The organism is Gardnerella sp. Marseille-Q9691 (genome assembly GCF_046507715.1).
Taxonomy (GTDB): Bacteria; Actinomycetota; Actinomycetes; order Actinomycetales; family Bifidobacteriaceae; genus Bifidobacterium; species Bifidobacterium greenwoodii.
Genome location: NZ_JBKFXI010000002.1, coordinates 420,351 through 431,447 on the forward strand (window position 1 = coordinate 420,351; position 11,097 = coordinate 431,447).

The window sequence follows — 11,097 nt, forward strand, 5'->3', positions numbered from 1 at the left end:
AGCCCTTCGCATAATTCTCATGTCGCATAATATATGATAATCCAGAAGACGAAAAATGCGTCACGATATTTCTAAATAGCAAATTCTGCGCACCTGCTACACAAACAAATCTGATTTGATTATGCAGCAAGTACGCAGCACTTACTTTTTGATATTGATTACGCTTTTGCGCTTATACATTAGCGTTATCAAATATTAAATTTTTTAGCTTTTGGTTTTTCAGCCCTTGATTTTTGCCATAACGATCTTAGTAACAGCCTTAGCGTCTGCCTGACCTTTAGTTGCGCGCATAACAGCACCAATAATCGCGCCCATCGGCTTCATATTGCCTGCCTTAAGCTTTTCTGCGACTTCAGGATCGGCTGCAAGAGCAGCGTCAACAGCGGCTTCCAAAGCGCCGTCATCGTTCATAACCTTGAATCCGTGCTTATTAACAACTTCATCAGGCTTGCCCTCGCCAGCCAAAACGCAAGCAACAGTTTGCTTAGCGAGCTTATCGTTAAGCTTACCGTCTGCAATCAGCTTTTCAACTTCAGCCACATCTTCTGGAGTAATAGGCAATTCTTCCAAAGTCACACCACGAGTGTTTGCTTCGCGAGCAAGCTCACCAAGCCACCACTTCTTAGCGCCTGCTGCAGTTGCGCCAGCTTTAACGGTTTCTTCAACCAAATCAAGAGCATCTGCGTTCAAAATATCTCGCATTTCAAGATCGCTAATGCCCCATTCGCTTTGCAAACGGTTACGGCGCTCGCGAGGCATTTCTGGCATCTCGGCCTTCATGCGCTCAATATGCTCTTTAGTGATGTGAAGCATAACCAAATCAGGATCTGGGAAGTAGCGATAATCGTCGGCGTCGGACTTCACACGACCGCCAGCAGTGGTCTGAGTTGCTTCATCCCAGTGGCGGGTTTCCTGCAAAATCTCGCCGCCTTCGCTCAAAATAGCAGCCTGACGACGAATCTCATATTGCAGTGTCTTTTCGATTCCGCGGAATGTGTTCACATTCTTAGTTTCGGAACGAGTGCCGAACGGATCGGTCGGATTTTTGCGGAGTGAAACGTTCACGTCAGCGCGCATATTGCCCTGCTCCATGCGAGCGTGGGAAATGTTGAGGGCGCGAACAATATCGCGGATTGCGCGCATATAGGCACCAGCAATTTCTGGAGCGCGGCTACCCGCACCTTCGATTGGCTTAGTTACAATCTCGATTAAAGGCACGCCTGCGCGATTGTAATCAACCAAAGAATGATTTGCGCCTTCAATACGGCCGTCAGCACCACCAACGTGAGTATTCTTACCAGCATCATCCTCAATATGAGCGCGCTCAATCGGCACGCGAAACACGGTGCCATCTTCGAGCTCAACATCCAAGTAACCGTTGCCGTTAGTAGGCTTATCGTACTGGGAAATCTGATAATCGCGAGGCATATCTGGGTAGAAGTAGTTCTTACGAGCGAACTGGCTCCACTCAGCGATTTCGCAATGCAATGCCAAACCGAGCTTAATCGCGTAATCAACTGCAGTCTTGTTTACAACTGGCAAAGAGCCTGGCAAACCAAGGCTTACAGGAGTTAGCTGAGTATTTGGCTCGCCACCAAAAGATACTTCCGCTGGGCAAAACAGCTTCGTACGAGTGCAAAGCTCAACGTGCGTTTCCAAACCGAATACTGGATCAAACTGCTCAACAGCATCGGCGTATTTCATAAGTTTTTCAGCCATGAGAATCCTTCTTACTTAAGCTTTACTTCACTTTACTTAGCCAATGAATCGAGCCAGCCAGCCTTAAGCGACTTCCAGATTGGACCGCCCCACTGCTCTTCAAGAGCAGCTTCCAACGCTGCTGCAGGCTTGTACATCTTCTCATCATGGCATTGCGGAGCAATAATCTGAATACCAACAGGCAGACCATCGTCGCTTAAGCCAGCTGGAAGGCTCAAAGCTGGAACGCCAGCCATGTTTGCAGGAATCGTAGCAATATCGTTCATGTACATGGAAAGCGGATCGTTCATCTTTTCGCCAAACTTAAATGCCGTTGTAGGGCTTGTTGGAGAGACAAGAACATCTACCTTATTAAATGCTTCTTCAAAATCGCGAATAATAAGGGTGCGAACCTTTTGAGCAGAACCATACCATGCATCGTAATAACCTGCAGAAAGTGCGTAAGTACCGAGAATAATACGGCGCTTTACTTCGTCACCGAAACCAGCTTCACGAGTTGCAGCCATCATATTTGCGGCCGTCTGAGGCTTGTCTGCTGGCGGCATTACGCGCAAACCGTAGCGCATGCCGTCGTAGCGAGCCAAGTTGGAGCTAACTTCGGAAGGCATAATAATGTAGTAAGCAGCCAAAGAATAAGGGAAGTGAGGGCAGGAAACTTCCGTAACCTCTGCACCCATATCCTTAAGCAGCTGCACCGCCTCATTAAAGCGAGCTTCAACGCCTGGCTGGAAGCCATCGCCACTAAGCTCCTTAACCAAACCAACCTTCAAGCCCTTCAAATCTCGGCGAGCGCCTTCGCGTGCAGCCTGAGCCATTGGAGGAACAGGAGCTGGAATCGAAGTGGAATCGCGCCTATCGTTGCCGCCAATAATCTCCTGCAAAAGCGCAGAGTCAAGAACGGTACGAGAAACAGGACCAATCTGATCCAAGGAACTTGCCATGGCAATTGCACCAAAACGGCTAACACCACCGTAAGTTGGCTTTGCGCCGACTGTACCAGTTAAAGCACCTGGCTGACGAATAGAGCCACCAGTATCTGTACCCAAAGCAATAGGGGCTTCGAATGCAGCAACAGCAGCTGCAGAACCGCCGCCGGAACCGCCAGGAACACGCTCGGTATCCCAAGGGTTGCAAGTGGTTTGGTAGGCAGAATGCTCGGTAGAAGAACCTTGAGCAAACTCATCCAAATTAGTCTTGCCGAGAATTGGCATACCAGCTGCTTTGAGCTTTTCAATAACTGTAGCGTCGTAAGGTGGAACCCAGCCTTCAAGAATCTTGGATGCTGCAGTGGTTGGAATGCCTTTAGTGACAATCATGTCTTTAATGGCAATTGGAACGCCTGCAAGCTCAGGCAAATCTTCAGTCTCGCCATTAGCGTTCTTTTTATCAAAAGCATCTGCTTGCTCGAGTGCAATATCTGCAGAAACATGCAAGAATGCCTTGATTTCTGGCTCAGCAGATTCAATCACTGCCAAGTGAGCTTCAACAAGCTCACGGCTAGAAACTTCTTTAGCTTTTACAGCTTCTGCCATTTGAGCAGCAGAAAGCTTTACTAAATCTTGAGTATTAGTCATGTTTTATTCCTCCCCTAAAATGCGAGGTGCTACAAACATGCCAGACTCACTCTTAGGCGCACCAGAAAGCGCTTCTTCTTGAGTTAATGGTGTAGCAGGTACATCAGGGCGCAAATAAGCTTCCAGAGGCACTGGATTTGCAGTAGGTGGCACATCTTCGCCAGCAACTTCCTGCACCTTGTTAATAGATTCTGCAATGACGTTTAATTCGCCTTGCAAGCGACTAATTTCCTCGTCGCTTAAAGCAATCTGGGAAAGAACACCCAAATGCTCAATTTCTTCTCGTGTGAATGTAGGCATAACCCCAACTATATGTGTGATGCGTGACCTTTCAAAGCTGAAAAAATCTATTATATCCACATACTGCACGTGCGCGTTTTCACAAAATTATTACGCATATAAAATTTCAAAATTTGCAGCAATTGCTATATCAACACGCCGCATAAGCAAAAACGACGTAACCAAAAATTGTTGATATTTCAACGATATTTAAAGTATTGTTTTCAAAATAAAAAAATTTTTTAAGAGATTATCGCATAAATAAAAAGTGTGTAATAATCGTGTTTTGTGAGACGCTAAAAACTAATGCACTGAGGCACGTTATGCATTGAAGCATATGAATTTCAGCATCTCATCGAAATAATCTAATAAAAATAATCTAATAAAAATCGAAGGACACATATGAAGAACTCAAAGTTCTACCGTAATGCAGCAATGTTGTTGCTCGCGGGCGCAACTATTATTCCACAATGCTTAGCAGCACCAGCAATGGCCGCTCCTTCCGCTAAGGATTCTGAACCAGCCACATCTTGCGCAGCCAAGAAGGACTCGTTGAATAATTATTTGTGGGATTTGCAATACGATAAAACAAACATTCTCGCCCGTCATGGCGAAACCATCGACAACAAATTCTCTAGCGATAGCTTCAACAAGGGCGATGAATTCGTTGTTGTTGAGCATCAGAAGAAGAACATCACAAATACAACTTCAAACTTGTCGGTTACTTCCGCCAACGATGATCGCGTATACCCAGGTGCTCTTTTCCGCGCTGATAAGAATTTGATGGACAATATGCCAAGCCTAATTTCCGCAAACCGCGCTCCAATCACGTTGAGCGTTGATTTGCCAGGCTTCCACGGCGGCGAAAGTGCTGTAACTGTTCAGCGCCCAACCAAGAGCTCTGTAACTTCCGCAGTGAACGGCTTAGTTTCCAAGTGGAATGCACAGTATGCTGCAAGCCATCATGTTGCTGCTCGCATGCAGTACGATTCTGCAAGCGCACAAAGCATGAACCAGCTCAAGGCAAAGTTTGGTGCTGATTTCGCCAAGATTGGTGTTCCGCTGAAGATTGATTTCGATGCTGTGCACAAGGGCGAAAAGCAGACTCAAATTGTGAACTTCAAGCAGACCTACTACACCGTAAGCGTTGATGCACCAGACAGCCCAGCTGACTTCTTCGCACCATGCACTACGCCAGAAAGCTTGAAGAGCCGCGGAGTAGACAGCAAGCGTCCACCAGTATATGTGTCCAACGTAGCTTACGGCCGTTCAATGTACGTAAAGTTCGACACCCGCAGCAAGAGCACCGATTTCCAGGCTGCTGTTGAAGCTGCAATCAAGGGTGTTGAAATCAAGCCAAATACCGAGTTCCACCGCATTTTGCAGAACACTTCTGTAACTGCTGTAATTCTCGGTGGCAGCGCAAACGGTGCAGCCAAGGTTATTACCGGCAACATCGACACGTTGAAGGCTTTGATTCAGGAAGGCGCAAATTTGAGCACCTCCAGCCCAGCAGTTCCAATTGCTTACACCACTTCCTTCGTCAAGGATAACGAAGTAGCAACTTTGCAAACCAATAGCGATTACGTTGAAACCAAGGTTTCTTCCTACCGCGACGGCTACTTGACTTTGGATCACCGTGGAGCTTACGTAGCTCGCTACTACATCTACTGGGATGAGTACGGCACCGAAATTGACGGCACTCCTTACGTGCGTTCTCGCGCTTGGGAAGGCAACGGCAAGTATCGTACAGCTCACTTCAACACAACTATTCAGTTCAAGGGCAATGTGCGCAATCTTCGCATCAAGCTTGTTGAAAAGACCGGCTTGGCTTGGGAGCCATGGCGTACAGTGTATGACCGTTCCGATTTGCCACTGGTTCGCCAGCGCACAATCAAGAACTGGGGCACAACCTTGTGGCCACGCGTTGCTGAAACTGTGAAGAACGATTGATTTTTCCTATAATTTAATAAGAATAATTTAATTTATAATTAAAGATAAATGAATACAAAAAAGGGCTTTATCTTGTAGCCAGTTACGAGATAAAGCCCTTATTGTTTGCTAAATATTATTTAAATATTATTTGCAGAATATTTAAATATCGCGATGCTTTTCAATTACGTAGCCAATTGCGTACATAACTACACCCCAAGCGAGGACCACTAAACCGGACTGCCACCATGTAAAAACATATGCGTTTGGTGGAAGTAGTTCGCCCGTTCCTAAGAATTGGCTCACAGCCTTGCCTGGCAAAAGCTGCATAAGTGTTGAAGTCCACTTCGCTAAATTGCTTGCAACCATAATAATGCTAACAATGGCCTGCAGAATCATCACGGCTCCAATAACGCACATAATTCCGCCAGCAGTTGACTTGCAAATCATGCCAAAACCGTAGGCCATTGCTGCCACAACAACCATAATTGCAGGAGAGCCAAGGAACAGAGTAAGCGGCAATTTCCACACGTTGCTTCCAGATAATCCGGAAATGTTATCTCCCATAAAAGCTAATTCTGCAGCAGCTAAAGAAACTGCCATTGCAATAAGTTGGGCTACAAAAACATAGATTGCAACAGCAATAAACTTAGCAGTAAAGAACATACCCCTTTTAGGTACAGCCGTAAGAGAAGCCTGAACTGAAGTCGTAGAATGTTCCGCGGTTACAGCAAGCACTGCAAAAATCGCCAAAACAATCAAAGATATAGAAGCAAAGCTAATGACCAAGCGGAAAATGCTTTCTTGAGATGCAATAAGGTCACTTTTATTGCTCGGCCCAACAGTAATTGCAGCGCTTGATTTACTTTGACTTGCTCCATTCTTAATGTCAACTTTAGACATTGCTTTTTGCACAAGCGCGATTATAAAGCTAAAAATTACTGGCAAAACAATAGTCAATGCCATGCACCACCACGTAGATGCAAGCCCACGCAACTTAACAATTTCAGATTTAAGCGTGTGCATAAATGTTAAACGCAAGTGTTGCGCGTTCATACTGCGGCCAGTCTTGTATGCGTTGGATTGGCGTGCGTTAGATTCAGCCAATTGCACTTGCTGATTTGCTACTTGCTCACTCATTTTGCACTCCCCTGATTATTAAATTGAGCTACGCTTTGCTCAGCAGGATTTAAGTTTCCGGAAGGAATAGTCCTAGTCACATACTGCTCTTGCCCATGCGTAAGAGCCAAATATGCTTCCTCAAGCGATGCATGCTCTTGATTTAGCTGATATACCAGAATTTGATTATCTGCAATTTCGCGAGCAAGTTGATTAAGCTCACAACCTGTTACCTTAAAAAGTTCGCCTTCTTGAACGTCTTGTGGAGTGCGATTACACGACAAAATCTTGCATTCAGGATGATTTTGAGCAAGCACAGACTTTAGTTTTTCGCCTTCTGGCGTTACAAGTCGCACAGCGTGCTGCGAATGAGCGTCAACAAAGTCTTTAACTGTTGTGCGCTCCAAAATTTCGCCATGCGCAATAATCACAAGGTTATCTGCAGTAAGCGCAACTTCGCTCATTAAGTGCGAACTAAGCAGAATTGCTCTGCCTTGACTTGCGTAATACTTGCATAATTCACGAACCCACTTAACGCCTTCTGGGTCTAATCCGTTAATTGGCTCATCCAAAATGAGATTGTGCGGATCTGCTAAAAGTGCTGCAGCAATCGAAAGACGCTGGCTCATGCCAAGCGAGAACGAACCTGCTTTGCGGGTTTTTACACTAGTTAAACCAGTAATATCAATCACTTCGTCAACGCGCTTTTTTGATATTCCGTGAGTTAAAGCCAATGAATACAAGTGATTGTAAGCGGAACGACCTCTGTGGGCAGACTTTGCGTCAAGAACTGCGCCAACTTCTGTCATTGGGGATGCGATTTTTGCGTAAGGTTTTCCGTCAATAAGAGAAGTACCACTATTGGCATGAATAAGATTTAACGCACAACGCATGGTAGTAGATTTACCAGCGCCATTAGGACCTAAAAAGCCCGTGACTTTACCGTCTTCGGCGACGAAAGAAACGTCGTTAAGCGCTGTTTTTGCGCCGAAACGCTTTGTAATATGTTGGAATTCTAACATAACTTAACAATATCACAAATAAAAAAAAAATATAGATTAAATGTAAGCGTTTATGAGTACAGGCTATTGCGTTTTGATTAATATTTTTGTTGAAATTTTGCTGCTGAAATTTTGCTGCTGAAATTTTAATTAATATTTTATTAAGATTCAGCAATTTGGTGCTGCATGTTGCGCAATCCACGCGTGCATGGAAACAGCCGCAGCGGCTCCTGCGTTTAGCGAGCGAACAGAGCCAAATTGCGAAATATAAACAACATCATCTGCCATTTCTAGTGCTTTTTTAGAAAGACCCGGACCTTCCGCGCCAAAAAGCATAAGGCAACGTTTAGGGAACTTGTAGCTTTCCATAGCAACAGCGCCTGGAATGATATCGAGCGCTATAACGCGAGCGTTTTTAGCGTCTTGTTCCTTGATATTTGCGATTTTTTCTGCTTCTTTATTGCCTTCTGCTTGCGCTTTAAGCAAAAGTTGATGCGCTTCTTCTGTTTCTCGTGCTATATTTTCGCGCCAATTATTTACTAGAGTTTCAATAGTTGGACAGCACTCAACGTATTGGTAAAGCTCAGTCATTAACGAGCCTTTACGATTCCATTTATGAGGCCCTACGATATACACTTTTTTCGCAGTAAATGCGTTTGCAGTGCGAACCATAGAGCCTATGTTGAAATCGTGAGTCCAATTTTCTACAGCTACTTCAAATTCATGACGGCCTTTAGAATCGAGATCCGCTTTTATGGCTTCTACTTTCCAGTACCGGTAGCGGTCTAGGACGTTACGCTGGTCGCCTTCGTCTAGTAATTCAGTGCTAAACCGCGCATCGTAATTTGGCGATTCTGGATTATCTGGACGAGGCTCACCTGGATGCTCTTCTTCCCACGGGCCAACTCCTATAGGTCGGAATTCTGGCTCATCGGAAGCTTTTGCAGCCAAAGTAATTGGATTCGGTTCGTGCATGTATAAGTTTTGCTCCAATTAAAGTATTAATTTGCGATTGAGGCTTGGCAGCTAGTCTTTGCAACTAGTCTTGGCAGCCATCAGTTGCGCAATCGCCTGTGCAACCTGACTTGCAGTGACCGCCACAGCAGTTATCTTCGCAGCATGGCTCAGTGCAACCATCGTTAGCGCAATCACCAGTGCACTCTACTTTGCAATGGCCGCCACAGCAGTTATCCTCGCAGCAAGGCTCAGTGCAACCGTCATGCTTGCAATCACCAGTGCACTCTACTTTGCAATGGCCACCGCAGCAGTTATCCTCGCAGCAAGGCTCAGTGCAACCATCGTTAGCGCAATCGCCAGTGCATTTAACCTCACAATGGCCACCGCAGCAGTTATCCTCGCAGCAAGGCTCAGTGCAACCATCGTTAGCGCAATCGCCAGTGCATTTAACCTCACAATGACCGCCACAGCAATGATCGTTGCAGCAATCTTCGTGTTCTGCATCTGCACGTAATTCTTCTTCATCGAAAGCTTGAACAAATGCCATTTTAGTACTCTCCTCACTTATTGGATTTACTAATTGAAGATGCCTCATGCCTTCTTCGTCGGCGTCAACACCACCAATTAATGCAACTATAGCAAGAATTTGCGCGCCTTGCTGATTAACAATGCCAAAATCAAGACTTAATTCATTTCCGTGTCGTAAAGTCACAAGCGAAGAAGTTTGAACATACGATTTTTCAGAAAGCCAAGAGTCAAGCAACAGCACTCGCTTGCCTTTAACTGACGGGCCTTTTGTTGCAGGAAAAACAAAATCCATAACAAAGCCGTCGAGTGCAATTCCTTTACGTTCTGCAGCATGAATAAGCGCAAAAACCATCGGCACTGCAGCAGCAGTTAGCGCGCCAACAGCATCAACATCGCGTTCTAACGAATACCCAGCTTTCTCAATTGCGTCAAAAAGAACATCGCCAACCAGCTTAGAGCCGCGCTGATTAAAAGTAACAGAAAACAGTTCGCTAAATGGTTTCGCACTCATATCCGCACAAAGCATGCGTTTAAGTTCCGCGCGTTCCTCTTGTAATTCTGCCATTTTTGCACTCCTTAGCGTTAGAGTTCTTCAATTTTTGATGCTTTAATGTTTTTATGCTTAACGATCTTCTACTGATACTTCCGGAGCGCTCAGCTCTTTAACATCAGCTTTATCGGAATCTATAAGATCTATTGAAGCAATAACTTTACTTTGATCTAACTTCTGAAGTTTACGCGCTGTTACCAACACTCTAGACTCAAGTGAGGAAGCAAACTTATTGTAAGCTGCAACTGTTCTTGCCAAAGATACGCCAAGTTTTGAAGCATTTTCCCCAAGAACCGCAAAGCGATCATATAATTCTCGAGATAAATCGAAAAGTTCTTTTGCATCATCTGTAAGACTTTGCTGCTGCCATGCGTACGCAACAGACTTAAGCACAGCCCACAAAGTAACTGGTGAAGTGAGTGCTACTTTTTGCGCAAAAGCATCATCCATAAGCGTTGGATCCGCTTCAAGAGCCGCCTGAAGCAATGCTTCGTTTGGAATAAATGCAACTACAAAATCTGGTGCTGTTTCAAAAGCCTGCCAATACGCTTTAGCTCCCAATACTCTAACGTGTTCTCGCAAAGCCTTAGCATGCGCTTTTAGAAGCTCGCTCCTTCTAGCTAATTCTTCGTCACTTGCGTTATCTGGGATTTCGCAAGCGCGCTGATAATCCGCATACGGAACTTTTGCATCAACTGGAATTGTTTTGCCTCCTGGCAGATGCACAACCATATCTGGCCTCTGCTGTTCGCCATTTACTCCAGTTACAACAACCTGCGTATCAAAATCAACATGCTCAAGCAAGCCTGCAGATTCAACAATATTCTTTAGTTGAGCCTCGCCCCAAGCTCCGCGAACCTTATTATTTCGCAATGCTGCAGAAAGCGAACTTGTTTCGCGGTCAAGCCTTGTTTGCTGCTCACTTAGGCCTTTAAGCTGAGTGCTCAGCACACCCATTTCTTGCTTACGCCCTTCTTCAATCTGCGAAACTTTATTCTTCAATGCTTCGAGATTGTCTTTTACTGGAGCAAGCGCTTCCAAGACTTTACCTTGCTCTTTCAAAGTTTTTTCACGATTTAATCGTTCGCGTTCTTCTCGCTCTGCACGCAATTGTTCTTCGCGATTCACTCGCAATTGTTCTGCTTGCTGCGCTTTTAACAGCTCAGACTCCACAAATTTCAATCGTTCAGCAAGCTGCTCTGCTTGCGTGCGATACCGTATAGCCTGATTGCCATTTTCTTGAGCTTGAGCGCGCGCTTGTTCATACTGCGAGCGCAATTCGTTAAATTCGCGTTGGTTTACGCCATTAGCGCCTTGCGTTCCAGAGTTGTGCTTAACAATAGCCAGCACAACAATGGCGGTGATTACAATAGCAACCACCATTAAAACAAGCATCACAATATTATCGAACATACGTTCTATTAAACACTATTGAGTT

The 11,097-nt window shown here is 45.2% G+C and carries 8 protein-coding genes and 1 pseudogene; 1 reads left to right on the top strand and 8 read right to left on the bottom strand.

The window, feature by feature from the left end; translation table 11 throughout:
- Positions 1–219: 219 nt before the first annotated feature.
- Genes gatB through gatC form a run of 3 tightly spaced genes read right to left on the bottom strand, consistent with a single transcriptional unit; the run spans position 220 to position 3,593 of the window.
- Complete coding sequence (gatB, locus tag ACLD6A_RS05390) at positions 220–1,719, bottom strand: Asp-tRNA(Asn)/Glu-tRNA(Gln) amidotransferase subunit GatB (RefSeq protein ID WP_004126318.1); 1,500 nt, start codon at positions 1,717–1,719, stop codon at positions 220–222.
- A gap of 32 nt (positions 1,720–1,751) precedes the next feature.
- On the bottom strand, positions 1,752–3,293 hold the full coding sequence (gene gatA, locus ACLD6A_RS05395; RefSeq protein WP_004126320.1) for an Asp-tRNA(Asn)/Glu-tRNA(Gln) amidotransferase subunit GatA: 1,542 nt from the start codon (positions 3,291–3,293) through the stop codon (positions 1,752–1,754).
- A gap of 3 nt (positions 3,294–3,296) precedes the next feature.
- Positions 3,297–3,593: an Asp-tRNA(Asn)/Glu-tRNA(Gln) amidotransferase subunit GatC gene (gene gatC / locus ACLD6A_RS05400; RefSeq protein ID WP_004126322.1), complete on the bottom strand. Its 297-nt coding sequence runs from the start codon at positions 3,591–3,593 to the stop codon at positions 3,297–3,299.
- A gap of 381 nt (positions 3,594–3,974) precedes the next feature.
- Here gatC and vly point away from each other — a divergent pair, with 381 nt between their 5' ends.
- The gene (gene vly / locus ACLD6A_RS05405; RefSeq protein ID WP_004133995.1) at positions 3,975–5,525 is read left to right on the top strand and encodes a cholesterol-dependent cytolysin vaginolysin; all 1,551 of its coding nucleotides are present in this window, start codon (positions 3,975–3,977) and stop codon (positions 5,523–5,525) included.
- Positions 5,526–5,666: 141 nt separating this feature from the next.
- On the opposite strand, the gene ACLD6A_RS05410 is transcribed toward vly, so the two are convergent.
- The 5 genes and pseudogenes from ACLD6A_RS05410 to rmuC form a co-directional block, all read right to left on the bottom strand.
- Positions 5,667–6,644 (bottom strand): ABC transporter permease subunit, encoded by a 978-nt coding sequence (locus ACLD6A_RS05410; RefSeq protein ID WP_410313786.1) that lies wholly within the window; start codon positions 6,642–6,644, stop codon positions 5,667–5,669.
- A complete protein-coding gene (locus ACLD6A_RS05415; RefSeq protein ID WP_410313787.1) occupies positions 6,641–7,645 on the bottom strand; it encodes an ATP-binding cassette domain-containing protein in 1,005 nt (334 codons plus the stop codon). Before ACLD6A_RS05415 ends, ACLD6A_RS05410 begins: the two co-directional genes overlap by 4 nt.
- 147 nt (positions 7,646–7,792) lie before the next feature.
- A complete protein-coding gene (locus ACLD6A_RS05420) occupies positions 7,793–8,599 on the bottom strand; it encodes a TrmH family RNA methyltransferase (RefSeq protein WP_410313788.1) in 807 nt (268 codons plus the stop codon).
- 229 nt (positions 8,600–8,828) lie between these two features.
- Positions 8,829–9,674 (bottom strand): annotated as a pseudogene (locus ACLD6A_RS05425) (hypothetical protein); the annotation flags it as partial.
- Positions 9,675–9,731: 57 nt separating this feature from the next.
- Positions 9,732–11,072 (bottom strand): DNA recombination protein RmuC, encoded by a 1,341-nt coding sequence (gene rmuC, locus ACLD6A_RS05430; protein ID WP_410313789.1) that lies wholly within the window; start codon positions 11,070–11,072, stop codon positions 9,732–9,734.
- Positions 11,073–11,097 lie beyond the last annotated feature (25 nt).

What these genes read in the sequence shown, in the direction of transcription:
- gatB (WP_004126318.1), bottom strand. Translation starts at nt 1,719, where the DNA reads ATGGCTGAAAAACTTATGAAATACGCCGATGCTGTTGAGCAGTTTGAT.
- gatC (WP_004126322.1), bottom strand. Translation starts at nt 3,593, where the DNA reads ATGCCTACATTCACACGAGAAGAAATTGAGCATTTGGGTGTTCTTTCC.
- rmuC (WP_410313789.1), bottom strand. Translation starts at nt 11,072, where the DNA reads ATGTTCGATAATATTGTGATGCTTGTTTTAATGGTGGTTGCTATTGTA.
- gatA (WP_004126320.1), bottom strand. Translation starts at nt 3,293, where the DNA reads ATGACTAATACTCAAGATTTAGTAAAGCTTTCTGCTGCTCAAATGGCA.
- ACLD6A_RS05410 (WP_410313786.1), bottom strand. Translation starts at nt 6,644, where the DNA reads ATGAGTGAGCAAGTAGCAAATCAGCAAGTGCAATTGGCTGAATCTAAC.
- ACLD6A_RS05420 (WP_410313788.1), bottom strand. Translation starts at nt 8,599, where the DNA reads ATGCACGAACCGAATCCAATTACTTTGGCTGCAAAAGCTTCCGATGAG.
- vly (WP_004133995.1), top strand. Translation starts at nt 3,975, where the DNA reads ATGAAGAACTCAAAGTTCTACCGTAATGCAGCAATGTTGTTGCTCGCG.
- ACLD6A_RS05415 (WP_410313787.1), bottom strand. Translation starts at nt 7,645, where the DNA reads ATGTTAGAATTCCAACATATTACAAAGCGTTTCGGCGCAAAAACAGCG.